Origin of the sequence: Acinetobacter sp. YH01021, assembly GCF_013420255.1 — a bacterium.
Taxonomy (GTDB): Bacteria; Pseudomonadota; Gammaproteobacteria; order Pseudomonadales; family Moraxellaceae; genus Acinetobacter.
This window is the reverse complement of sequence record NZ_VOYO01000008.1, coordinates 85241-109531: the sequence shown is the minus strand read 5'-3', so window position 1 is coordinate 109531 and position 24291 is coordinate 85241. Positions and strand designations below refer to the sequence as shown.

Sequence of the window (24291 nt, the reverse complement as noted above, 5' to 3'; positions counted from 1 at the left end):
ACTTTCAACTTTTGCCAGTGTTGATCTGTCAGCATGGTACGAGGCATAGCGAATAGTAAAATTGGGTTTGGCGATTTGATTTTACTACTTCGCTATTTTTTTAAGCTAAAAGTGTCAACACACCCTAGTTTCAGGAAGAGACAAAAGCAATGGCCCAAATACGTTTCCCCCAACTCCCGCCGCATGTGCCAGCCCGCGGCAGCAAGCTGAGCCGGACTTTTTTCAGGCAGCTTTTCTTGGCTCAGGGCTGGCGTCTGGAAGGAGAATTTCCAGACTTAGCTAAAGCTGTGGCGATTATTTCTCCGCATACTTCCAATATTGATGCCTGGCTCGGTTTTAACGCCCTGCTCGGTCTCGGGATTCAGATTACAATTTTTGGTAAAGACAGCCTGTTCCGCACACCACTGAAGCCGGTTCTGGAATGGATTGGTGTAGTTCCGGTGGTGCGCGATAGTCCGCAAGGTCATACCCGACAGATTGTAGACATCATTGAAAAATCAGAACAGATCTGGGTCGGTATGGCACCGGAAGGTTCACGTAAGGCACCGGATAAAATTCGCAGCGGTTTTTATCATATTGCCAAGGTAGCCCATTTGCCGATTGTGATGTTTTCCTTTGATTACGATATCAAGACCATTCATATCCTGGGCATCTACCATCTGACCGGTGATTATGAATACGACCTGGAACAGATTTATCAGCATTATCAAGGTAAATTCTCGGCCAAAAATCCAGACTGGGTGGCCAAGCCGTTACAAAAGCTTTTGAAAAAAGACTAGGCAAATACGGCTTTTTTTGATGTGATAGCCTGAATTTTGTTGATTTAATCACCAGTTTTTATAATGAAATTAGCCCGTTATGCCTTAATTGGCTGCCTTGGTTTCAGTCTTGCAGCCTGTGACAAAGCCACCAAAACACCTACGCCTGCCACGCCATTAAAAGCCCGTGAACCTGTCGTCGCCATTGCCCTCGGTGGTGGCGGTGCCAAAGGTTTTGCTCATATTGGTGTGATTAAAGTGCTCGAATCACACGGCATCAAACCAAAAATTGTCACAGGCACCAGTGCCGGCAGTTTTGTCGGCAGTTTGTATGCCAGTGGCAAATCGCCTTATCAGTTACAGCAGATTGCCCTGAATTTTAAGGAATCCGATATCCGTGACCTCACTTTAAATCGGCAAGGAATTATTGCCGGACAAAAATTGCAGGATTTCGTCAATAAAAATGTGGCGAACAAACCGATTGAACAATTCCCAATTCGTTTTGCTGCAGTTGCCACTCGCCTGGACAATGGCCGTAAAGCTGACTTTATTAAAGGCAATGCCGGACAGGCGGTTCGAGCATCCTGCAGTATTCCGAATGTGTTTGTGCCTGCCGTGATTGGCGGCACCAAATATGTTGACGGTGGCCTGGTCAGTCCGATTCCGGTCAAGACCGCCAAAGATATGGGAGCAGATATTGTCATTGCCGTGGATATTTCTGCACGCCCAGATGGCAATAAAGCCCTCAACATGTGGGGTGTACTGGATCAGACCCTGAATATTATGGGACAGCAAAGCATTAATGAAGAGTTGAGCCAGGCCACTGTAGTGATTCAGCCTAAAGTCGGCCACATCGGTACTTTAGACCTGAAAGCCAGCAATGCCACCATTCTGGAAGGTGAAAAGGCTGCTCAGCTGAAAATCCGTACTATTGAAAAAGCCATTAGCAACTTTAAGCAGTCTCCCGCGGCATTTAAACCGCTACGTCCGGCAAAATTTTGATGCATGAATTTTTTATATTCATCTGCGGCCGCATCTGCTACATTGAAGATCAATCATATAAAGATGATGATTAATTAAATACTTAGCGATATAGGTCACGATATGGAATTAGTTCTTGAACCTTGGCACTGGTTTGTATTAGGCATCCTTCTGATTCTATCGGAATTACTACTGCCCGCATTTGCTGCCCTGTGGTTCGGGATCGGTGCCATCATGGTTGGCGTCCTGTACTGGATGTTCCCGATGATGGGACTGACGACCCAGCTCCTGACCTGGATCGTACTTTCTGTTCTGTGTACGCTGCTCTGGTTTAAGTTTATCAAGCCACTTTCCATTGATAAGACCAAAGCCGGTCTATCGCGTGAAGCGACCATTGGTCAGGTGGGCATGGTGATTCAGACTAATCTGGATCATGGGCAAATCCGGGTGCGCTTTCCGATGCCAGTTTTAGGTTCGGATGAATGGGAATGCCGAACTCTGGACCCAGTTCAGGTCGGAGACCGCGTTCGCGTCGTGGATATTCTGGGTAATGATCTAGTCGTACAACCCCACAGCACGAATTATCAAAATCAATAAGGTGAATAAGCTATGTCTGGTGGTTCTATCATTGTTATCGCGTTTCTGGCCTTTGTTGCGATTACCATTTTTAAAGGTGTGCGGATTGTGCCGCAAGGCTACAAATGGATCGTACAGCGTCTGGGTAAATACCACACCACGCTAAATCCGGGTCTGAATTTTGTCATTCCTTATGTGGATGAAGTCGCCTATAAAGTCACAACCAAAGATATCGTTCTGGATATTCCCTCACAGGAAGTGATTACCCGTGATAACGCGGTTCTGCTGATGAATGCCGTGGCCTATATCAACCTGACCACACCAGAAAAAGCCGTGTACGGGATTGAAAACTATTCCTGGGCGATTCAGAACCTGGTACAAACCTCACTGCGTTCGATTGTCGGTGAAATGGATCTGGACGATGCTTTATCTTCACGTGATCATATCAAGGCACGTTTAAAATCCAGTATTTCCGATGATATCTCGGACTGGGGAATTACCTTAAAAACTGTAGAAATTCAGGATATTAAACCTTCTATCACCATGCAGACTGCGATGGAAGAACAGGCTGCTGCTGAACGTCAGCGTCGTGCAACCGTCACCAAAGCTGATGGTGAAAAACAGGCTGCAATTCTGGAAGCAGATGGCCGTCTGGAAGCCTCACGTCGTGATGCCGAAGCACAAGTGGTACTGGCTGAGTCTTCACAACGTGCAATTGACATGGTGACTTCCGCCATTGGTGATAATGAAATTCCGGTCGCCTATTTACTCGGTGAACAGTATATTAAAGCCATGCAGGATATGGCCAAATCGCCAAATGCCAAGACGGTAGTACTTCCAGCCGATGTGTTAAATACGATCCGTGGTGTTATGGGTCGCCCTAACTAATTGATTTTTTCACTTTATATAGGCAGCCTGAGGGTTGCCTATTTTTATTCGCACAAGAAAATCTCAGCAAAAATTGTGAATTTATGGTTAAATTTCGCGTTTATTTTTGAAATCTACTGGATTTGATGTTGCCTGGCTTTCGGATTAAAGCTTTTCGCAGCTGTCTTATTCCTTGTTTCGATCTACTGTCCAACTTAAAAATGGATACCGTATGAGCTCCCTAAATCCAACCTTAATTACTTTTCTTTTCTATATTGTCGCAATGGTGGTGATTGGCCTGATGGCTTATCGCGCGACAAGCAACTTTTCCGATTACATCTTAGGGGGCCGACGTTTAGGGAGTTTTGTCACTGCACTTTCTGCAGGGGCTTCCGACATGAGTGGCTGGCTCCTGATGGGCCTGCCCGGTGCGATTTATCTTTCCGGTCTGTCTGAAATGTGGATTGCCATCGGTCTGATTATTGGTGCCTGGCTCAACTGGCTACTGGTCGCTGGCCGTTTACGCGTACATACCGAAGTCCAGCACAATGCCCTGACCCTGCCGGATTATTTCTCGAATCGTTTTAACGACCAGAAGAAAATCCTGCGTATTGTTTCGGCTTTCGTGATTCTGATTTTCTTTGCGATTTACTGTGCTTCCGGCATGGTCGCAGGTGCACGCCTGTTCGAAAGCATGTTTGACATGTCTTACAGCACTGCGCTCTGGATCAGTGCGATTGCCACCATCAGCTATGTGTTTATTGGTGGCTTCCTGGCTGTGAGCTGGACCGATACCATTCAGGCGGGTCTGATGATCTTCGCCCTGTTGCTAACGCCAATCGTGACATTGATGGCATTTTCAGATATGTCCCAGGTGACTTTGGCACTGGAAGCTGCTCGTCCTCAAGCAATGAATATTCTGGGTGATCTGAGCTTTGTTGCGATTATTTCCCTACTCGCCTGGGGTCTGGGTTACTTTGGCCAGCCGCATATTCTGGTGCGCTTCATGGCAGCAGATTCGGTGAAGTCGATTCCAAATGCACGCCGTATTGGCATGACCTGGATGATTCTATGTCTTGGCGGTGCGGTGGCAGCCGGCTTCTTTGGTATTGCTTATTTCCAGCAGCATCCAGAACTGGCAAGCGTGGTGAATGCCAATCCTGAAACAGTATTTATGGAACTGACCAAAATCCTGTTTAACCCATGGATTGCAGGTGTGGTGCTTGCTGCCATTCTTGCCGCAGTAATGAGTACTTTAAGCTGTCAGCTTCTGGTCTGCTCAAGTACCCTGACGGAAGATTTCTATAAGTCTTTCCTGCGTAAAAATGCCTCGCAAAAAGAACTGGTCTGGGTTGGTCGTTTGATGGTACTGCTGATTGCCTTGTTGGCGATCTGGATGGCAGGTAATCCTGAATCTAAAGTGCTGGGTCTGGTGGCTTATGCATGGGCAGGTTTTGGTGCCGCTTTTGGTCCATTGATTATCCTGTCATTGTTCTGGAAACGCATGACCTTGAATGGTGCTTTAGCCGGTATGATCGTGGGTGCAGTCGTGGTTATTTTCTGGAAGAATCTGTTTGCAGACACTGGCCTGTATGAAATCGTTCCTGGCTTTATCTGTTCAATGCTGGCAATTGTGGTGGTGAGTCTGATGGGTAAAGCACCAACAGCAGAAGTGACTGACCGTTTTGAAGAAGCTGAACGTCTGTACAACGAAAGCAAATAATTCTGTAGCAACTAAAAAGAGGACTTCAAGTCCTCTTTTTTTATGGAATTACTTTAAACCTTGTAAGGAAAATAATTTTCCAATCAGCTTTTGCGCGTGAGCAGGAACTGGGTAATTTGCCTCAACTCTTCCGCCCCTTCAAAATGGTTCAAGGCATTGATCGCCTGATCATGTAATTGCTGGGCATAGGCTTTGGCCTGCTCCAAACCCATCAATGCCGGATAGGTCGATTTTTCTACCTGTTCATCCTTGCCGGCTGTTTTCCCCAACACTTCGGTATCGGAAATAATATCCAAAATATCATCCTGTACCTGAAAGGCCAGACCAATCGCCTGTCCAAACTCACGTAATTTAGGAATGGCCAGATCGGTACCCTCAAAAATAGTCACCGCCGCCATCATGATCGCGGCACTAATCAAAGCACCGGTTTTATTGCGATGAATATTTTCCAGTGCTTGCTGATCGATTTTCTTGCCTTCAGACTGCAAATCTAAAACCTGACCATTCACCATTTTCGAAGAAGCGGTTGCCAGAATCTGCATCTGCTTCAGTACAATGGAAGCTTCTACCGCTGGCCCCTGATCAAACAGACGACTGCTCAAAGTTTCAAAAGCCATAGACTGCAGGATATCACCTGCCAGCAACGCTGTATCTTCCCCATAAGCTACATGGCAGGTCGGCTGGCCACGACGTAGCAAATCATTGTCCATACACGGCAGATCATCATGGGCCAGTGAATAGCAGTGAATAAACTCGATCGCAACCGCTGCACGGCGCACTGCAGCGCTATTCTGGTTGGGTTTTAATGCGGCGGTGGCATAGCATAGTGCTGGACGTACTCGTTTACCGCCAAGCATCACAGCATGATGGACTGCCGACCTTAAAGGTTCCGGAATAGCAAAGGCTTCCAGAGCGGTCAATAAATCCTGTTGAATGCGGTGTTGTGCTTGAGTGAGTGCATGGGTTGATACGTCAGTGATAGATGACACATTCGCCTCGAATACGTAGTCCAGAAGAATAAAATGACAAGCGAATAAATGCCTGTACGCTGATCAGGCATTGTACCTAGAAATGCCTTGAATTTTCAGCCATAAATTGAATTGTTCTGCTGAAATTTGCTATTCAACATCAAATAAGCAAGTCAGAGATTTTAAACCATAAAAAAACCACCGCAGAACCGGTGGTTTTATTCAGGTTAAATGTATGCACAGCATTTAAACGAGAACATCTTCTGGTACGCGCACCCAGCCTTCCATCAAGACGCGGGCACTCCGGCTCATGATGGCCTTTTTCACTTTCCACTCACCATTTTCAAAACTTGCTTGTGCACCGACTCTCAACGTCCCGGAAGGATGACCGAAACGCACCGCTTCACGCTCTACTCCGCCTGCGACCCGGTTCACCAGTGTTCCGGGAATTGCTGCAGCTGTACCAATCGCCACCGCAGCCGTACCCATCATGGCATGATGGAGTTTACCCATAGACAAGGCACGAACCAGAATATCGGTGTCTGATTCAGTGACAGTTTTGCCACTTGAAGAGGTATAGCTACTCGGTGGTGCAACAAAGGCAATTTTTGGCGTGTGTTGTCGGGTTACGGCTTCTGCAATATTCTGAATCAGTCCCATCTGCTTCGCCGCATAGGCACGAATTGTCTCAAATTTTGTCAGGGCTGCTACGTCATTATTGATATGATCCTGAAGCTCTGTGCCCTTATAGCCGAGATCTCCCGCATTTAAAAATACAGTTGGAATGCCGGCATTAATCATGGTCACTTCGAAGCTGCCAATATTGGGCACTTCCAAAGTATCGACCAGATTGCCTGTCGGAAACATCGAACCACCTTCAGCATCGTCATCGGCTGGATCCAGAAACTCGATCTGCACTTCCGCCGCAGGAAAGGTTACGCCATCCAGTTCAAAATCACCCAATTCCTGCACTTGACCATCTTGCATCGGCACATGTGCAATAATGGCTTTCTGGATATTGGCCTGCCAGATCCGTACCGTGCATAACCCATTTTCAGGAATACGTTCGGCATCGACCAGACCATTGGAAATGGCAAATGCTCCCACTGCCGCGGTCAGATTGCCGCAGTTACCGCTCCAGTCTACAAAAGGACGGTCAATTGACACCTGACCAAATAAATAATCGACATCATGATCAGCGTGCAGGCTTTTTGACAGAATGACCGTTTTACTAGTACTGGAACTGGCACCACCCATACCATCAATCTGCTTCCCATAAGGGTCTGGACTACCAATCACGCGCAGCAAAAGCTGATCACGAATCCGGCCCGGCTGTTGTGCTGCTATAGGCAGGTCATCCAGCTTAAAGAAAACACCTTTACTGGTGCCTCCACGCATATAGGTGGCAGGAATCTTGATTTGGGCGGCAAAACTCATGAATTATTTCATCCTTTGACTTGTCTTTGTTTTCGTACGGGTTATTCAATATTTATATTCAAAGTATAGTATGTTGAAAGCAGAACTGCTTGACTGCCAGACCTTAGTATAAAAAAACGGCATTTGTGTTTTATCCAAGAAAAAAGAGAACTCGTCAGTTACACTTTCAATAAAATTAATATATTGATTCATTTATATTTTATTTCAATTATTTATATGAATATTTTTTATCATTCCTTCAACAATATTTCATTCTTAGGATGGACTAGGCTTCTTTAGTCTGATCAATTACAATCAGCCACTTATCATTTTCCATTGTCGGGCTGAACACTTTGAATAACGAGTCTTCACAACTTCAGCGTGGCTTAAAGAACCGTCATATTCAGTTGATCGCCATGGGCGGTGCAATTGGCACAGGCTTATTCTTAGGTTCCGCACAGGTGATCCAATCTGCGGGTCCTTCTATTATTTTAGGCTATGCCATTGGGGGCCTGATTGCATTTTTAATCATGCGTCAATTGGGTGAGATGATTGTTCATGAACCTGTCGCAGGTTCATTCAGCCATTTTGCTTATAAATACTGGGGCAAATTCCCTGGTTTCCTTGCGGGTTGGAACTACTGGATTTTGTATATCCTGGTGGCCATGACCGAACTTACTGCGGTTGCGAAATATATTAACTACTGGTGGCCGCATATTCCAGCCTGGGCATCGGTATTGTTTTTCTTTATCGTGATTACACTGGTCAATCTCGGCAATGTGAAATTCTACGGTGAATCAGAATTCTGGCTTTCCATCATTAAAGTGACTGCGGTCATCTCGATGATTGTCTTTGGCCTGTATCTGATCCTGACTGCTGATGCTTCTTCAGGCGCATCTTTTACTAACCTTTGGACCGCGGGCGGTTTCTTCCCGAATGGTTTTGAAGGTCTGTTCTACATGCTGGCATTCTTAATGTTTGCCTTCGGTGGTATCGAACTCATTGGTATGGCGGCTGCAGAAGCTGAAAATCCGGAAAAAACTATTCCGAAAGCCATTAATCAGGTGGTTTTCCGTATTCTGATTTTCTATGTCGGTGCTTTGACGATTCTGTTGTCACTCGTGCCTTGGAATCAGCTTGAGCTTGGTGGTCTGGACAAAAGTCCGTTCGTGATGATTTTCAGCCAGCTTGGCATTGACTGGGCAGCACACTTACTGAACTTTATTATCCTGACAGCAGCATTGTCTGTATATAACAGTGGTATGTACGCCAACAGCCGTATGCTCTATGGTCTGGCTCAACAAGGAAATGCACCTAAAGTCTTCATGAAAGTGAATAAGCAAGGTACGCCAATTCCTGCTGTATTGTTCTCTGCCGCGCTGATTTTTGGCTGTGTACTACTTAATTACTTCGTGCCTGAAGATGCCTTAAGCCATCTGATTTACATCGTAGTCGGTGCATTGGTATTGAACTGGGCCATGATTACGCTGACCCATCTCAAGTTCATTCAGAGCATGAAAAAGCTAGGACAGAAGACTTCCTTCCCTGCGCTGTGGTCTCCAGCGGGCAATATTCTGGTTCTTGGTTTTATTCTTACGATTCTTTACATCATGTGGACGCAAGGATTCCAGGAATCTATTTTGATGATCCCGCTTTGGATCGTGGTCATGTTCGGTCTGTTTAAGTTACTTAAGCCTAAAAATACCTAGACAACTCCTGTAGCTATGAGTCCTTAAAAGTTATTGCTTCGGCAATAACTTTTTTTTGTATTTTTTACAGTACAATAGCCTTCTTTTCGCGCCCTTAGCTTAACTGGATAGAGCAGTTGCCTCCTAAGCGACCGACGTGGGTTCGAGTCCCGCAGGGCGCACCATCCTTTCAAAATGTGATCTATACTTCAAAAAATTAGCGTTAATCTTCATATTTTTAGAATATTTTTTATACAAAAAATCATTTTTTCTTCATTATTTTATTTCTATTACTTTCAAATACTTATTTCAAAATGAGGCTATTTTTTGGTGTAAAAACTCTATTTTGATGCTTTTTTAGACTAATTAGTTTTTTCTAGAGCATTTACTCTTATTTTAATTGTGCTATTTTTGTCACATGGAGTAACAAATGATTGCGGATAAATACCCGAAATCTCCAAGAATTTAATAAGTGCAAACAACAACGCTAGATATAAATTTGTACCTCAAGGAAAGACGTAAATGAAATTAAAAACATTAACTACTGCAATGATTCTTGCAACTGTACCAATGACGGGTGCTTTTGCAGCAGCTCTAGATCGTTCAGGCCAATCAATGGCGGCCTTCCTGCAACCAGGTAATTATTTTGAAGCAGGTATTTCTGTCCTAGACCCAGATGTATCTGGTAAAGAAGCTGGTACAAGTGAAACACGCCGTAATATTGATGATATGGCTGGTGATTACTATTTCCCAAGTGCAGCATTAAAGTTTCAACCTACTGAAAAATTCTCAGTTGGTATTTTATATGATCAACCATATGGTGCTGATGCTGAATACCAAGGCACTAATGTCTTTACTTCAAACCCAGGTACAGACACTATCTTATCAACTGGTGCAATAAACAATATTGTACGTGCTAGAGCAGTTGCAGCTCTTGAAGCCCTAGGAGCACCAGTAAATGAACAAACGCTTGCAGGTGCTGAAGCACAAGTTAGAAGTAGTCCAGCTTTTCAACAGTTAACTGGAGCACTGGCTATAGGTAATAATTTCTTAGGTGAAGGTAATACTAAGGTTGAAGTAGATACTCAAAACCTGTCTTTAGTATTGGGTTACCAACCGACTGAAAACTGGAATATCTATGGTGGTGGTGTTTATCAAACTGTTAAAGGTAATCTAAGCTTACGCGGTCAAGCATACAGCCTTTTTAATGGTTATGATGCGACGTTTAAGGAAACAAGTGGTACAGGTTGGTTAGCAGGTTTAGCTTTCCAGATTCCAGATATTGCTTTAAAAGCTTCTGTAACTTATCGTTCTGAAATTGATCATGATGTTTCAACTTCTGAAGACTTATCGCTTCTAAACTTTCCTTTATTAACAACTGTATTAGGTGGTTTAGGTGTTTCTCCTGCCCAACTTGCTACTCTAGATGATTCTGGAAAAACCAAAATTACTACACCTCAATCTGTAAACTTGGATTTCCAAACAGGTGTTATGGCAAATACGGTAGCTTTTGCGAATGTCCGTTGGGTAGACTGGTCAAACTTTTCTATTCGTCCTTATCAATTCGGTAATATCAGTGAAGCTGTAGGACCTTTGGTAGGTCGTCCAGATGGCTTCAATCTTGTTGAATATGAAGATGACCAAATTTCAGCAACTGTAGGTGTCGGCCGTAAGTTTAATGACCTCTGGGCTGGTAACGTATCTGTAGGTTGGGACTCTGGTGCAGGTAACCCTGTATCTACACTTGGTCCAACTGAAGGTTATTGGAATGTAGGCTTAGGTCTTCAGTACAGTCCAACACCAGCTACTTTCATCGCGGGTGGTGTTAAATACTTCATGTTAGGTGATGCAAAAGCACAAACAGGCGCGCAAGCTGGTAGTTCTGAATACGTCGCTGAATTTGAAGACAATAAAGCATGGGCATATGGCTTAAAAATGGGTTACCGTTTCTAAGATATCCTTAATAAAAAAACCACCTTCGGGTGGTTTTTTTAACTTTTTTACTCTATTTTTATTCACTTGCATATCATTCGATTATTTTAGCACCAATTAAAATTAACAGAACTTCAATCCTTTCACATTATTCAAAGTTAATTTAATCTGATATTTTTCATATATTTATACCAATAAAATTAGTATAAAAACTCTAATCAAGCTCTTTCCTTAACCGCCTTAGTTCATTTCTTCAACAGAGCTGAGTATTTACTCTTTTTAAAATTATGTTACTTTTCCTGCACATTTTTGTTACAGATGGCATCAGGGAACGTACCATGAAGCTCAATAAAATTTATTCTGCTATTTTACTTAGCACTTTACCTCTTTCTGCAGTTCAAGCAGCTGGCCTAGACCGTTCTGGTCAATCTATTTCTGCTTTTTTACAGCCGGGTAATTATGCTGAAGCAGGTATTACTGTGATTGATCCTAGCGTATCTGGAAAATCTATTCCTCAACTAGGTAATGAATCTATCAGCGACATGGCAGAAGACTACTACTTTCCATCTGCTGCTATTAAAGTTCAAGCAACTGATAAAATATCTTTAGGTCTGATTTATGATCAACCTTATGGTGCCGATTCAATTTATCCAACAAATAATGTAAGTTTTTCACAAGTAAATCCTCTTAGTACTCAACGAGAAAGCACTCAAGTAGAAGTAAAAACTAATAACCTTACAGCTTTAATCGGTTATCAACCAACTGAAAACTGGAATTTTTATGCTGGACCTGTTTGGCAAACTGTAGAAGCTAAAATTGCATTACGAGGTGCAGCTTATGGAAATTCGGGCTATGATATTAAACTTGATGAAGAAGAAGCTTGGGGCTGGCTTGCTGGTTTCGCTTATCAAATCCCTGAAATTGCTTTAAAAGCAGCTATTACTTATCGTTCAGAAATCGATCATGAGGCAAATTCAACAGAGAGCTTTGGATTTGGAACTATTGCATCGCCTCTTTCACCAGATGTTACAGCTACAACACCTCAATCTGTAAATTTAGATCTTCAAACAGGTATTGCAGCAAATACTTTAGCCTTTGCTAACGTACGCTGGGTAAATTGGAGCCAATTTGCAGTAACACCTAATTTATTAAAATTACGCTCAGGTAGTAATTTGATTGACTACTCAGATGATCAATGGTCTGCAAATGTTGGTGTTGGCCGTAAATTTAGCGACAAATGGTCTGGCTCTGCTTTAGTAAGTTATGACTCAGGTGCAGGTAATCCTGTAACAACACTAGGACCAACCGAAGGTTACTGGGGTGTAGGTTTAGGTGGACAATATAGCCCAGCCGAAAATTACTTTATTCAAGCAGGTGTTCGCTATATGTGGTTAGGTGACGCTGAGGCTAAAGCAGGCCCTAATGTTGTAGGAGAGTTCACCGATAACACTGCAATCGCATATGGCATGAAAATCGGTTACCGCTTCTGATTTTTTGATAGATTCAATAAAAAAGGCGCTTATAGCGCCTTTTTATTTACTTAAATTCTTTAAGCAGGGATATCACGCACTGAAGCATTACGAATTGCTTCTTTTAACGCATCATAACCACGAATTGGCGGGAATTGCGGGAATTCAGCAATCACATTTTCAGGCGCATCAAATAGGAAACCATGGTCTGCCTCACCTAACATTGTAGTATCGTTATAAGAATCCCCTGCCGCAATCACACGGAAATTCAAACCATGCAGTGCTTTAACAGCCTGACGTTTTTGATCTGGCTGACGAAGTTTATAGGCTGAGATCATGCCCGCTTCATCCGTTTCCAGTTTATGACAGAAAATCGTCGGCCAATCCAGTTGCTTCATCAATGGATGTGCAAATTCATAGAAAGTATCTGAAAGAATAATCAATTGAAAATGCGTACTCACCCATTTCACAAATTCTTTTGCTCCTGGGAATGGACCCATTTCTGCAATCACTTCCTGAATATCGTTCAAGCCTAAACCGTGCTGTTTTAAAATATTCAGACGTTGGGTCATCAGTACATCATAGTCAGGAATGTCACGAGTCGTCGCTTCAAGCTCTTTAATACCGGTTTTTTTGGCAAAGTTAATCCAGATTTCTGGAACCAACACACCTTCTAAATCTAGACATACGACTTCCATGAACATTCCCTCTAAGTTGTATTGAAAAAATTTTGCACTATCATAGCTGAAGAAACAGATTTTGCACTGTACTTTTTTAAATCTATTTTTTTAATAAGTATTTATTTTTTAGTGATAAGTCAATTAAATCAATTCTATTAAAATAGATGTGAAATTAACTAATATAGGCCATGTCCTTTCCAAGCCTATATCGCCAGGACTCTCATGACCATCATTCCTACTATTGATCGTATTGATGCGCTTGCATCTGAATATGCAGATAAATCGCCCAATGAAATTTTGGCACTTGCACTGGGCCAGCAAGGTGAAATTGCGATTTCATTTTCTGGTGCTGAAGATGTTGTATTGATTGATATGGCATCGTATCTCGGTAAACCGTTCCGGGTATTCAGTCTGGACACTGGCCGTCTACATGCAGAGACGTATCAGTTTATTGAACGGGTGCGTAAGCATTACAACATCGAAATTGAAATCTGCTTCCCTGAAACTGATGCAGTACAAAATTTAGTGACCACCAAAGGTTTATTCAGTTTCTTTGAAGATGGCCATCAGGAATGTTGCGGTATACGCAAGGTTCAACCGCTACGTAAAAAACTGGCGACGCTGGATGGCTGGATTACTGGTCAGCGCAAAGACCAAAGTCCGGGTACACGCAATGAAATTCCTGTGGTTCAGGCAGATTCAGGTTTCTCCGGTCCGGGAAAACAGTTGATCAAGTACAATCCTCTAGCCAACTGGTCCAGTGCAGATGTCTGGAGCTATATCCGTATGATGGAAGTCCCTTATAATGCCTTGCATGAAAAAGGTTTTGTTTCTATCGGCTGTGAACCTTGTACTCGCCCTGTGCTGCCAAATCAGCATGAACGCGAAGGCCGCTGGTGGTGGGAAGAAGCTACCCATAAAGAATGTGGCTTACATGCTGGCAATCTAAAAAGATAAAGTTAAGTTTTATCGCTCCTATTGATTGAAAGGCTATTTTTTTAATAAAGATAGTCTTTTTTAATTGATAATTTTACATTTAGTGACAAGATAGAAATTACCTTTTATCGGGATAATATTATTTTAATTAAAGAATTGATAAAATTTTAGCTCATTGATTTATTTGCATAAAATGTGAAATTGAACACAATGCTATTCTTCTAATAACACATAATTATTAAGTTACACTCCACTTCGCCTAGAAAATACTATTTTTAGAAATCTATTTTAAAACTAAAATTTTCACATTTCATAAACTTAGGAAGATATTTTGTTCTTGTCAATAGCCACTTTTTCACAGTTGAGGCAAGATAAAGCAGTTCATTTATATGCTAAAAAAGATATACTTTAAAAACTAAAGTAATAATTCTAACAAGGCCTTTTAGCAAAAAAGCCATAGAGAATGCAGTGAGGCAATCCACGCTATGCGTCCATTACATCCAATTGATTTTATTTTCTTAACTTTAGAGAAACGGCAGCAGCCTATGCATGTAGGTGGACTATTTTTATTCCAAATTCCCGACAATGCGTCAGCTTCCTTTATTCAGGATCTAGTCACGGATATCCAAAATTCGAAATGCTCTCCAATCCCACCTTTTAACAACTATTTAAACGGCCTGTTTTGGGATGAAGACCAGGAATTTGATTTAGATCATCATTTTCGTCATATTGCCCTGCCAAAACCGGGCCGTATCCGTGAATTGCTGACCTATATTTCTCAAGAACATAGTGCCCTGATTGATCGTGCCAAACCTTTATGGACCTGTCATATCATTGAGGGCATTGAAGGTAATCGTTTTGCCATGTATTTCAAAATTCACCATGCTATGGTGGATGGAATCGCTGGCATGCGTCTGGTAGAAAAGTCGCTTTCACATGATCCAAATTCCAAGAGTATTGTACCGCCATGGTGTGTGGAAGGCCCACGTGCCAAACGCCTTAAAGCACCTAAAGTGAACAGGTTTAAAAATGTCCTGCAGACCATTAAGGGGCAACTGGAATGTGCGCCACGAGTTGCTTATGAACTGTCGCAAACCGTCATGAAAGATATGGGACGCAATCCGGATTATGTATCCAGCTTTCAGGCGCCAAGCAGTATTCTGAATCAACGCGTCAGTGCTTCACGTCGCTTTGCAGCCCAGTCTTTCGAATTTTCACGTTTACGTCATATTTCTAAGGCATTGGGCGTGACCATTAATGATATCGTCCTGGCCATTTGTTCAGGTGCATTACGTGAATATTTATTATCGCAAAATGCCTTACCGAAAAAACCGTTAATTGCTATGGTTCCAGCTTCTGTTCGCAGTGACGATTCAGATATATCCAACCGTATTACCATGATTCTGGCCAATCTGGGCACGCATAAAGAAGATCCGCTAGAACGTCTCAAGATCGTACGTCGCAGTGTGCTGAGTGCCAAAGAACGCTTCAAACGTATGAATGCCAACCAGATTTTGAACTATAGTGCCTTTGTCTACGGTGCAGCAGGTCTGAATATTGCCTCCGGTTTAATGCCGACACGTCAGGCGTTTAACGTCATTATTTCCAATGTACCTGGGCCACAAGAACCATTGTATTGGAATGGTGCACGTCTTGAAGCACTTTATCCGGCTTCCATCGTACTGGATGGTCAGGCCTTGAATATCACTATGACCAGCTATCTAGACAAACTGGAAGTCGGCTTGACCGCATGTCGTAATGCCCTGCCGAAAATGCAGAACTTGCTGACGCATCTGGAAGAAGAAATTCAACGTTTTGAACTTATTGTAGATGGCGAACCTGTCCCAAAGTTACGGGCGGTAAGCTAGCCGCGGATGAATAAATAAGATAGATGGGCTGCCAAAGGTGCTGATCATTTTTGCCAGTCTTTGAGCACAGAATAAAGGGACCGATCTGGTCCCTTTTCTTTATTTTTGAAATCTTTTTAAATTATTTTAGAACTTTTTGGAAGACTTCTCGATTTAAACGTCTACCAAATTATTTTTGACAAGTTAGAAACAATGCACAAATGCAGTCAGCTTTTAATAGTACGGCACTGTTGTAATAATTGATGGCAGACGTTACGGATCATGCTCGCGGTAATTTGAACTTCATTACCGCGCTCATCAACGATATATCCCGCATGTACAGTCTTTGGTTCTAATACGTGTTTTAGGCCTTTATGGATTACTGCTTTACTCATACTCATCACACACTCCTTTTGCTAAGCCTGAAACTGGGAGAAACGGCTTTGGCTAATTCATGCATCTAGTATTGTAAATAAAGGCCCTGTTGTAAAATTTCAGATGTAACAAGTGTTTAACGATATTCTGTTACAATTTCAGCTGAGAATGATATCGTATTGCTCTTGCGTATACAGATTTTCCACTTGGAACTTAATCACGCGATTAATGAAATGTTCTAGATCAGCGACTGCAGGCGCTTCTGCCGTCAATAATCGATCAATGACAGCCGGATGCGCGACGACAGTAAAGCCACTCTGTGACTCATAAGCACGGGCATAACGCAAAATTTCCCTGAATATTTCGTAACATACTGACTCGGCCGTTTTGACATAACCACGTCCCTGACAGGTTGGACAAGATTCACAGAGCAGATGTTCCAGTGATTCACGGGTTCGTTTTCGGGTCATTTCCACCAAGCCCAGTTCCGAAACCTGAGTGATCTTGGTTTTGGCGTGGTCACGTTCCAGCATGCGCTCAAATTGTTTCATTACTTCTTCACGATGCTGTGCTTCCTGCATATCAATGAAATCAATGATAATGATGCCGCCGAGATTACGCAGACGTAACTGACGTGCGATGACATCCGTCGCTTCCATATTGGTTTTAAAAACCGTATCTTCCAGCGAACGACCACCAACATAAGAACCAGTATTGACATCAATCGTGGCCATGGCTTCAGTCTGGTCAATCATCAGATAACCGCCGGACTTCAATGCGACTCGGGTTTGCAATGCCTTTTGCAGATCTTCTTCGACATTATACAAGTCAAAAATTGGCCGCTCGCCCGGATAATGCAGCAAACGGTCTTTCATATTCGGGACAAATTCTTCGACAAATTCCTGCAGCTTGGCATGAATTTCACGTGAATCCACGTAAATTTTAGCAGTTTCTTCATTGGCCAGATCACGAATCACCCGTTGCGGCAAAGGCAATTCTTCAAAGATCAAAGACGGTACTGCAATAATCTTTTGCTTGCGCTGGATATATTCCCAAAGCTTGGCCAGATAAGCCATATCCTGTGCAATGGCTTCTTCTTCAATCCCTTCTGCCGCAGTACGTACAATCACTGAACCTGGCAGCTTATGTTCTGCCTGAATCCGCTCAATGATCGAACGCAAGCGATTGCGCTCTTCCTCGGATTCAATCCGTTGCGATACACCGATATGATTGCCATATGGCATCAGCACCAAATAACGCGAAGGAATCGACAGATCGGTAGACAGGCGTGCGCCTTTGGTACCGAGCATATCTTTCATCACCTGAACCGTGAGGACTTGTCCCGGTTGAAGTAGCTCAAAGACATTCGGGGTTGGCTGATTGCGGGGCCAGACCATATCATTGATATGTAAAAACGCAGTACGAGAAAGTCCGATATCCACGAAAGCAGCCTGCATGCCGGGTAAGACCCGCACCACTTTTCCTTTATAGACATTCCCTACCAGGCCACGCTTGGCCGTACGCTCGACAAACAGTTCATTGACCGTGCCGTTTTCAATTAACGCGACCCGACATTCCATCGGCGTGACGTTAATCAACAACTCGTCAGACATAACTACACTCAAAACATTATAAGAATTCTTTTCAGCAGTTAATTTAATGCCTTAACCGTCTGTAATAACTGTACTGTCTCATATAAAGGCAAGCCAACCACATTGGAATAACTGCCCTGTATTTTTGGAATATAACGTGCTGCAATTCCTTGAATTGCATAAGCCCCTGCTTTACCCAGTGGCTCACCTGTCGCCCAGTAACTTTCCATATCTGCAGCGCTCAGGATTTGAAATTCGACCTGTGTGCGTACCACTATACTGTATTTTTCATGCTTTGTACGAACACAGACACCACTATAGACATCATGCCATCGACCGGAGATTTTTGTCCACATTTCAATCGCATGTTGTTTGGATTCAGGTTTGCCCAGAATCTCCTGATCCACCCCCAGACTGGTATCGGCAGCGATGATGATGGCATCCGGATAACGCTCGGCCACGGCATCTGCTTTGGCTCGTGCCAGACGTTCAACATAGACCGCGACGGATTCGCCTTCATGTACAGATTCGTCGATCTCAGGACTGTAAATCTCAAAGCACAGTCCGAGCTGCTGTAACAACTCACGACGCCGGGGTGAGCTGGAAGCCAGAATTATATACGCCATTTTTTGAGCACATAATAAATAGCAGGCCAAACCAGAATACTGGTCAGCATCGGAATCCAGTGCCGTGCATAAGAAAATTGCACGCCAGCTATAATCTGGGTAAAAAAGATCATCAGCAGATATGCGACAATCGCCAGCCCCATAATCACCCAGAGATTATTAAAGGTCAGGATACGGCGTTCACGGGTCAGAAAGCGAGCTAAAAAGGCAATAATGATAAAGCTCAGCGCATTCAGACCCAAAGGTGCATCCAGCAGCAGATCAATAAAAATACCCGTACCAAAGGCAAACCAGATCCCGCACCAGGTTGGCTGACATAACACCCAGAAGAGCATGATCATCAGCATAAACAGCGGACGCCAGCCCGAGAGATTATAGGAAAGTGGATAGACCATTAAAATAGAAGCCACAATCACCGAAATGACGATGGCCATTAAAGGGTCACGATGCTTTCTGGATTTCATCTTAGCGATTGACATGCGGTTGCTCCATCGCTAATGAATCGGAAAATAACACCACCACATGATGTCCACCGGCGAGTTGGGCTGCAGGCGTCACATCAATCTGGGCAAATTCACCGGAATTATGCCGTTGTACTTTGGACACCTGCCCTACCAGATAACCTGCCGGAAAATGTTGGCCCAAGCCCGAACTATAGACTTTTTCACCGACCTTGATATTGGCGCTGGTCGGTACATATTCCATTTTTAAACGTCCCAGATCACCCGTACCCGAGACAATGGCACGCATACCTGTATGTTCCAGGCGCACTGACAGTGAATGTTCTTTATCAGACAACAGCATGACCCGACTACTATGCGGATAGACATTGATAATCTGCCCCATGATACCCTTGTCATCCAGTACGGTTTGCCCGACTTTCAGCTCGTTATTCGAACCCCGGTTGATCACGATAATATGCCGTAATGGATCGGCATCGGTACCAATCACTTCGGCAATTTCAATACGTCCATCAATGATCAGTGGCGTGTCCAATAGACCGCGCAAACGGGTATTTTCAGCAGAAAGTTCAGAGATTTTTTGTAAGCGTACCTGTGCCTGTAGCAACTCGGCCTGCATCGCGGTATTTTCCCGGCGCAACTGAGCTTCAGACTTGGTTTGTTGATTCAACCACTCTCGCGACAATACCGGATAACTGGCCACCGCATAAATAGGATTATAAGCAGCGTACAGGACATCCCTTGCAGGTTGAACAACATGCGGCATGCGCCAATCAAAGAAAAGCACCACCAGGCATGTTACCAATGCAATGATAAAAGAGCGAAAAGATGGCGGTTGTCGAGAAAACAGATGTGCTTGCACCCGCCGAATCCTTTTCTTAGCCTACGAATAACATGTCATGATTTGGGTTGTCGAAAAATTCGAGTACCTTGCCTCCACCACGTGTCACGCATGATAGTGGATCTTCTGCAACCACCACTGGCAGGCCAGTTTCTTTGGCAAGCAGTTTGTCCAGGTTACGCAACAATGCACCACCACCGGTTAACACGATACCACGTTCAGCGATGTCCGAAGAAAGCTCAGGAGGTGTGTGTTCTAGCGCAGATTTCACAGCAGACACGATGTTTTGCAATGGATCAGAAATCGCTTGGGTGACTTCGTCAGAATTAACCACGATTGCGCGAGGCACACCTTCTGCGAGGTTACGGCCACGAACTTCAATTTCAAGCGGTTTAGCACCTTCATCTGGCAACGCCATACCCACTTCTTTTTTGATCACTTCAGCAGTGGTTTCGCCGATCACACAGCCATGCGCTTTACGCACATAGTTAATGATCTGCTCATCAAAGACATCACCGCCAATCCGTAAAGAGTCTGCATAAACACAACCTTGCAGGGAAATGATTGCAATTTCAGTGGTACCACCGCCAACATCGACCACCATCGAACCACAAGCCTGCTCAACTGGCATACCTGCACCAATCGCTGCTGCCATTGGCTCTTCAATTAAACGTACATCACGTGCGCCCGCATTAAACACGGCTTCACGAATGGCACGGCGCTCAACCAGAGTCGATTTACATGGCACGCAAACCACGACACGCGGTGCCGGAGTAAATAAACGGTTTTCATGTACTTTGCGAATGAACTGATTCAGCATGGTCTCAGTGACTTCAAAATCCGCAATCACACCGTCTTTCATAGGACGGATCGCTGAGATATTGGCTGGGGTACGACCTAGCATTTGCTTCGCTTCAAGACCGACTGCCGCAACAATTTTATGTGAACCACTATGACGGATGGCTACAACCGTTGGTTCATTTAATATAATGCCTCGTCCTGGCGCATAAATAAGTGTATTTGCTGTACCTAAATCAATGGCAAGATCGGGCGAAAACAAGCCTATTAGTCGTTTTAGAATCACGGGGACGTTCTCAGTTAAACTTTATATGGACGCAAGGTCGCCACTTTAACTAAATGTGATGATTTGGACAAGTCAATCGCTTATCATAACGCATGATAATTTGAATTTTTTTAATACTGATTAGGTAATATTATGTCTACATCGGATGCACAGCATTCTGCAGATTTAAGTGCAGAAACAGTTTCAGCTATTGCCAACCTTGCAAGGTTATCTCTCAATGATACGCAATCTGCTGAATATGCTCAAAGTTTAAATAAAATTTTAGGCATGATGGAAACCCTGAAAGGCATCAATACCGACGGTGTTGAACCACTGAAAAGCCCTTTCGACCACCCACAGCCTTTACGTGAAGATGTCGTGTCGGAAAGCAATCATCGTGAGGAATACCAAGCAGTTGCACCTACTGTACAGGACGGTTTGTATCTCGTCCCACGCGTGATTGAGTAATTATTACCCAGTTCATTCTTTTTATTAAATTAAACGTAAAGAATTATTTCTCATGACAGATTTACACCGCTTATCCATTCGTGAACTGACTGAAGGTTTGGCAAATGCTCAATTTTCATCCCGCGAATTGACTCAACACTATTTAAAACGCATCGAAAAAATTGATGCACAGGTCAAGGCTTATGTGACCGTGACTGCTGAACAGGCATTGGCTCAAGCTGATGCTGCCGATGCTGCAATCAAAGCTGGCAATGCCTCTGCCCTGACTGGTGTGCCAGTTGCCCACAAAGATATTTTCTGTACCCAAGGCATTAAAACCACTGCCGGTTCAAAAATGCTGGACAATTTTATCTCTCCTTACGACGCAACCGTTGTAGCGAAAGGTAAAGCTGCGGGCCTGGTCACTTTGGGTAAAGTGAACATGGACGAATTCGCGATGGGTTCGACCTCTGAGAACTCATATTACGGCGCAACTGCCAACCCTTGGAACCTGGGCCATGTCCCTGGTGGTTCTTCAGGCGGTTCTGCAGCAGCTGTGGCAGCGGATTTGGCACCATTTGCAACTGGTACTGACACCGGTGGTTCAATCCGTCAACCTGCATCATTCTGTGGTCTGACCGGTCTTAAACCGACTTACGGTCGTGTATCGCGCTTCGGTATGATTGCCTATGCATCATCACTAGACCAAGGTGGTCCAATGGCACGTTCTGCAGAAGACTGTGCTTACCTGATGAATGTCATGGCCGGTCATGATGCCAAAGATTCAACTTCAATGGATCAAGTGGTAGATAACTATGTCGCGAACCTGAACGCTACCTCAGTAAAAGGTTTACGCATTGGTATTCCAAAACAGTATTTTAATGTTGCTGGCCTAGCTGAAGATGTTAAAGCACGTGTCGAAGAATCACTTAAAAAGTTAGAAGAAATGGGCGCTACGCTTGTTGAGATCGACCTCAACATGACTGAAAGCTATGTTCCGACTTATTACCTGATCGCACCTGCCGAAGCTTCTTCGAACCTATCACGTTTTGATGGCGTACGTTATGGCTATCGCGCAGAAAATCCTGTGGACCTGATGGACCTGTACAAGCGTTCACGTTCAGAAGGTTTTGGTGCAGAAGTGCAACGCCGTATCCTGATTGGTACGTATGCCCTGTCTGCAGGTTATTACGATGCTTACTATGTAAAAGCACAGAAAGTACGTCGCCTGATCCAGCAAGATTTCCTTAAAGCATTTGAATCGGTCGATGTCATTGCAGCACCTTCTGCGCCAACGACTGCCTATAAAATTGGTGCAGATTTAACGCCAGTTGAAATGTACCTAGGCGATATTTATACGCTTGCGGTAAATCTGGCAGGTCTTCCTGCGATTAACGCGCCTGTCGGTTTTGACCAAAATAACTTGCCAGTTGGCTTACAGCTGATTGGTAATTACTGGTCAGAATCTCAATTGTTGTCTGTGGTACATCAGTATCAACAGGCCACAGATTGGCATACAAAACGCGCTGCAATTGCTGAGGAGAATGCATAATGGCTCAAGCTCAAAAATCGGCTAAACCAAAATCTAACCTGATTGAGGGTTGGGAAGTCGTTATTGGTATCGAGATTCACACCCAGCTTGCCACCAATACCAAAATTTTCTCGGGTTCATCGACTGTATTCGGTAATGATCCAAACACCCAAGCCAGCCTTGTAGATTTGGCCATGCCGGGCGTATTGCCGGTATTGAATAAAGAAGTGGTGGATCTTGCGATTCGCTTTGGTTTGGGTATCGATGCCTATATTGATCAGGCTTCTGTATTTGCACGTAAAAACTATTTCTACCCGGATTCACCAAAAGGCTACCAGATTAGCCAGATGGACAATCCGATTGTGGGCTTGGGTCATATCGACATCCAGCTTGAAGATGGCACGGTTAAACGGATTGGCGTAACCCGTGCACACCTTGAGGAAGATGCAGGTAAATCGATTCATGACCAGTTTGAAGGCATGTCTGGTATCGACTTGAACCGTGCCGGTACGCCACTGCTTGAAATCGTATCTGAACCAGATATGCGTTCGGTTGAAGAAGCGGTTGCTTATATTAAAGCGATTCATACGCTGGTGCGCTGGTTAGGCATTTCTGACGGCAACATGGCAGAAGGTTCATTCCGTTGTGACTGTAACGTGTCTTTACGTCGTCCGGGTCAACCCTTCGGTACGCGTTGCGAATTGAAAAACCTGAACTCATTCCGTTTTATTGAACAAGCGATCAATGTTGAAATTGAACGTCAAATGGAAATTCTAGAATGGGACGGCACCATTGATCAGGAAACGCGTTTATTCGACCCCGTGAAGATGGAAACGCGTTCTATGCGTTCAAAAGAAGAAGCGAATGATTACCGCTACTTCCCAGACCCAGACTTGTTGCCTGTGGTGATTGCTGATGAGCAAATCGAAGCAATTCGAGCGACTATGCCTGAGCTTCCTGCTGCACGTCGTGCGCGTTTCGTGGCGGACTTTGGTGTGACTGAGTATGATGCTCACGTTCTTACACTGACTCGTGAAATGTCAGAGTTTTACGAAGACGTGGTGAAAGCTGCTGGTGGCGCTGCGCAAGGTAAGATTGCTGCCAACTGGGTGATGGGTGAATTCTCAGGTGCTTTAAACAAAGCAGGTTTAGATTTGGCTGACTCTCCTGTTTCTGCTGAGAAACTGGGCGGTATGATCGCGCGTATTGTGGACAACACGATTAGCGGTAAGATCGCAAAACAAGTATTCGGCTTTATGTGGGACGAAGGCAAAACTGCGGACGAAATTATTGTTGAGAAAGGCTTGAAACAGGAAACTGATACAGGCGCGATTGAAGCGATTATTAAGGAAGTGCTTGCTGCCAACGAGAAGATGGTTGAAGAGTATAAATCTGGTAAAGAGAAAGCTTTTAACGGTCTAGTTGGTCAAGTGATGAAAGCATCTAAGGGTAAAGCCAACCCTGCACAAGTGAATGAGTTGATGAAGAAATTGATTGGTTGATTTAAACCATTA

The 24291-nt window shown here is 44.0% G+C and carries 22 protein-coding genes and 1 tRNA gene; 14 read left to right on the top strand and 9 right to left on the bottom strand.

All coding sequences use genetic code 11. The annotated features are described in order from the left end of the window. Positions 1-149 precede the first annotated feature (149 nt). The 5 genes from FTT86_RS08255 to putP all read left to right on the top strand — a co-directional run bounded on the left by FTT86_RS08255 (position 150) and on the right by putP (position 4905). Positions 150-779, top strand: a complete 630-nt coding sequence (locus FTT86_RS08255) for a 1-acyl-sn-glycerol-3-phosphate acyltransferase (RefSeq protein WP_180180989.1) — start codon at positions 150-152, stop codon at positions 777-779. A gap of 63 nt (positions 780-842) precedes the next feature. Continuing rightward, positions 843-1760, top strand: a complete 918-nt coding sequence (locus FTT86_RS08250) for a patatin-like phospholipase family protein (protein ID WP_180180988.1) — start codon at positions 843-845, stop codon at positions 1758-1760. Positions 1761-1862: 102 nt separating this feature from the next. Continuing rightward, entirely contained in the window at positions 1863-2336 is a 474-nt protein-coding gene (locus tag FTT86_RS08245; RefSeq protein WP_005104688.1) for an NfeD family protein, read from the top strand. A 12-nt stretch (positions 2337-2348) separates the two neighbouring features. Next, positions 2349-3203 (top strand): SPFH domain-containing protein, encoded by an 855-nt coding sequence (locus tag FTT86_RS08240; RefSeq protein WP_004279377.1) that lies wholly within the window; start codon positions 2349-2351, stop codon positions 3201-3203. 211 nt (positions 3204-3414) lie between these two features. Then, positions 3415-4905 (top strand): sodium/proline symporter PutP, encoded by a 1491-nt coding sequence (gene putP, locus FTT86_RS08235; RefSeq protein ID WP_121980224.1) that lies wholly within the window; start codon positions 3415-3417, stop codon positions 4903-4905. Positions 4906-4988: 83 nt separating this feature from the next. On the opposite strand, the gene FTT86_RS08230 is transcribed toward putP, so the two are convergent. Together FTT86_RS08230 and prpF are read right to left on the bottom strand one after the other, a co-directional pair. Further along, on the bottom strand, positions 4989-5894 hold the full coding sequence (locus tag FTT86_RS08230; protein ID WP_180180987.1) for a polyprenyl synthetase family protein: 906 nt from the start codon (positions 5892-5894) through the stop codon (positions 4989-4991). Between the two features lie 225 nt (positions 5895-6119). Next, on the bottom strand, positions 6120-7310 hold the full coding sequence (prpF, locus tag FTT86_RS08225; protein ID WP_180180986.1) for a 2-methylaconitate cis-trans isomerase PrpF: 1191 nt from the start codon (positions 7308-7310) through the stop codon (positions 6120-6122). Positions 7311-7642: 332 nt separating this feature from the next. On the opposite strand from prpF, the gene FTT86_RS08220 reads away from it, so the two are divergent. The 4 genes from FTT86_RS08220 to FTT86_RS08205 all read left to right on the top strand — a co-directional run bounded on the left by FTT86_RS08220 (position 7643) and on the right by FTT86_RS08205 (position 12399). Next, positions 7643-8998 carry an amino acid permease gene (locus FTT86_RS08220; RefSeq protein ID WP_180180985.1) on the top strand — a complete coding sequence of 452 codons (1356 nt, stop codon included), beginning with the start codon at positions 7643-7645 and terminating at the stop codon, positions 8996-8998. 88 nt (positions 8999-9086) lie between these two features. Continuing rightward, a tRNA-Arg gene (locus tag FTT86_RS08215) sits at positions 9087-9162 on the top strand. 337 nt (positions 9163-9499) lie between these two features. Next, positions 9500-10930, top strand: a complete 1431-nt coding sequence (locus FTT86_RS08210; protein WP_180180984.1) for an outer membrane protein transport protein — start codon at positions 9500-9502, stop codon at positions 10928-10930. A 317-nt stretch (positions 10931-11247) separates the two neighbouring features. Then, positions 11248-12399, top strand: a complete 1152-nt coding sequence (locus FTT86_RS08205) for an OmpP1/FadL family transporter (RefSeq protein ID WP_005247011.1) — start codon at positions 11248-11250, stop codon at positions 12397-12399. Between the two features lie 59 nt (positions 12400-12458). Here the strand turns inward: FTT86_RS08205 and thrH are convergent, their stop codons facing one another. Then, on the bottom strand, positions 12459-13076 hold the full coding sequence (gene thrH, locus FTT86_RS08200) for a bifunctional phosphoserine phosphatase/homoserine phosphotransferase ThrH (protein WP_004646225.1): 618 nt from the start codon (positions 13074-13076) through the stop codon (positions 12459-12461). Between the two features lie 204 nt (positions 13077-13280). Between thrH and FTT86_RS08195 the strand changes: the two genes are divergently transcribed. Continuing rightward, on the top strand, positions 13281-14015 hold the full coding sequence (locus tag FTT86_RS08195; protein WP_180180983.1) for a phosphoadenylyl-sulfate reductase: 735 nt from the start codon (positions 13281-13283) through the stop codon (positions 14013-14015). 464 nt (positions 14016-14479) lie between these two features. Beyond that, positions 14480-15862 (top strand): wax ester/triacylglycerol synthase family O-acyltransferase, encoded by a 1383-nt coding sequence (locus tag FTT86_RS08190; RefSeq protein ID WP_071852201.1) that lies wholly within the window; start codon positions 14480-14482, stop codon positions 15860-15862. Positions 15863-16068: 206 nt separating this feature from the next. On the opposite strand, the gene FTT86_RS08185 is transcribed toward FTT86_RS08190, so the two are convergent. The 6 genes from FTT86_RS08185 to FTT86_RS08160 all read right to left on the bottom strand — a co-directional run bounded on the left by FTT86_RS08185 (position 16069) and on the right by FTT86_RS08160 (position 20820). Continuing rightward, the gene (locus FTT86_RS08185; RefSeq protein ID WP_004646222.1) at positions 16069-16242 is read right to left on the bottom strand and encodes a PA1571 family protein; all 174 of its coding nucleotides are present in this window, start codon (positions 16240-16242) and stop codon (positions 16069-16071) included. Positions 16243-16374: 132 nt separating this feature from the next. Then, positions 16375-17829, bottom strand: a complete 1455-nt coding sequence (rng, locus tag FTT86_RS08180; protein ID WP_004646221.1) for a ribonuclease G — start codon at positions 17827-17829, stop codon at positions 16375-16377. Positions 17830-17867: 38 nt separating this feature from the next. Beyond that, positions 17868-18434, bottom strand: coding sequence for a Maf-like protein (locus tag FTT86_RS08175; protein WP_180180982.1), 567 nt, complete (start codon positions 18432-18434; stop codon positions 17868-17870). Further along, a complete protein-coding gene (mreD, locus tag FTT86_RS08170) occupies positions 18422-18913 on the bottom strand; it encodes a rod shape-determining protein MreD (protein WP_180180981.1) in 492 nt (163 codons plus the stop codon). Before mreD ends, FTT86_RS08175 begins: the two co-directional genes overlap by 13 nt. After that, complete coding sequence (gene mreC / locus FTT86_RS08165; RefSeq protein WP_004279362.1) at positions 18900-19757, bottom strand: rod shape-determining protein MreC; 858 nt, start codon at positions 19755-19757, stop codon at positions 18900-18902. The genes mreD and mreC overlap by 14 nt, the downstream gene beginning before the upstream one ends. A 16-nt stretch (positions 19758-19773) precedes the next feature. After that, positions 19774-20820, bottom strand: a complete 1047-nt coding sequence (locus FTT86_RS08160) for a rod shape-determining protein (RefSeq protein ID WP_004279360.1) — start codon at positions 20818-20820, stop codon at positions 19774-19776. Positions 20821-20952: 132 nt separating this feature from the next. On the opposite strand from FTT86_RS08160, the gene gatC reads away from it, so the two are divergent. The 3 genes from gatC to gatB are packed head-to-tail and all read left to right on the top strand — an operon-like array spanning position 20953 to position 24279. Beyond that, positions 20953-21267, top strand: a complete 315-nt coding sequence (gene gatC, locus FTT86_RS08155) for an Asp-tRNA(Asn)/Glu-tRNA(Gln) amidotransferase subunit GatC (RefSeq protein ID WP_044111232.1) — start codon at positions 20953-20955, stop codon at positions 21265-21267. Between the two features lie 52 nt (positions 21268-21319). Beyond that, positions 21320-22798: an Asp-tRNA(Asn)/Glu-tRNA(Gln) amidotransferase subunit GatA gene (gatA, locus tag FTT86_RS08150; protein WP_004646217.1), complete on the top strand. Its 1479-nt coding sequence runs from the start codon at positions 21320-21322 to the stop codon at positions 22796-22798. Further along, entirely contained in the window at positions 22798-24279 is a 1482-nt protein-coding gene (gene gatB / locus FTT86_RS08145) for an Asp-tRNA(Asn)/Glu-tRNA(Gln) amidotransferase subunit GatB (RefSeq protein ID WP_044111233.1), read from the top strand. Before gatA ends, gatB begins: the two co-directional genes overlap by 1 nt. Positions 24280-24291 lie beyond the last annotated feature (12 nt).

Coding starts and splice junctions, on each gene's coding strand:
- FTT86_RS08255 (WP_180180989.1), top strand. CDS start 150: ATGGCCCAAATACGTTTCCCCCAACTCCCGCCGCATGTGCCAGCCCGC.
- FTT86_RS08250 (WP_180180988.1), top strand. CDS start 843: ATGAAATTAGCCCGTTATGCCTTAATTGGCTGCCTTGGTTTCAGTCTT.
- FTT86_RS08245 (WP_005104688.1), top strand. CDS start 1,863: ATGGAATTAGTTCTTGAACCTTGGCACTGGTTTGTATTAGGCATCCTT.
- FTT86_RS08240 (WP_004279377.1), top strand. CDS start 2,349: ATGTCTGGTGGTTCTATCATTGTTATCGCGTTTCTGGCCTTTGTTGCG.
- putP (WP_121980224.1), top strand. CDS start 3,415: ATGAGCTCCCTAAATCCAACCTTAATTACTTTTCTTTTCTATATTGTC.
- prpF (WP_180180986.1), bottom strand. CDS start 7,310: ATGAGTTTTGCCGCCCAAATCAAGATTCCTGCCACCTATATGCGTGGA.
- FTT86_RS08210 (WP_180180984.1), top strand. CDS start 9,500: ATGAAATTAAAAACATTAACTACTGCAATGATTCTTGCAACTGTACCA.
- FTT86_RS08205 (WP_005247011.1), top strand. CDS start 11,248: ATGAAGCTCAATAAAATTTATTCTGCTATTTTACTTAGCACTTTACCT.
- thrH (WP_004646225.1), bottom strand. CDS start 13,076: ATGGAAGTCGTATGTCTAGATTTAGAAGGTGTGTTGGTTCCAGAAATC.
- FTT86_RS08195 (WP_180180983.1), top strand. CDS start 13,281: ATGACCATCATTCCTACTATTGATCGTATTGATGCGCTTGCATCTGAA.
- FTT86_RS08190 (WP_071852201.1), top strand. CDS start 14,480: ATGCGTCCATTACATCCAATTGATTTTATTTTCTTAACTTTAGAGAAA.
- FTT86_RS08185 (WP_004646222.1), bottom strand. CDS start 16,242: ATGAGTATGAGTAAAGCAGTAATCCATAAAGGCCTAAAACACGTATTA.
- rng (WP_004646221.1), bottom strand. CDS start 17,829: ATGTCTGACGAGTTGTTGATTAACGTCACGCCGATGGAATGTCGGGTC.
- FTT86_RS08175 (WP_180180982.1), bottom strand. CDS start 18,434: ATGGCGTATATAATTCTGGCTTCCAGCTCACCCCGGCGTCGTGAGTTG.
- mreD (WP_180180981.1), bottom strand. CDS start 18,913: ATGTCAATCGCTAAGATGAAATCCAGAAAGCATCGTGACCCTTTAATG.
- gatC (WP_044111232.1), top strand. CDS start 20,953: ATGTCTACATCGGATGCACAGCATTCTGCAGATTTAAGTGCAGAAACA.
- gatA (WP_004646217.1), top strand. CDS start 21,320: ATGACAGATTTACACCGCTTATCCATTCGTGAACTGACTGAAGGTTTG.
- gatB (WP_044111233.1), top strand. CDS start 22,798: ATGGCTCAAGCTCAAAAATCGGCTAAACCAAAATCTAACCTGATTGAG.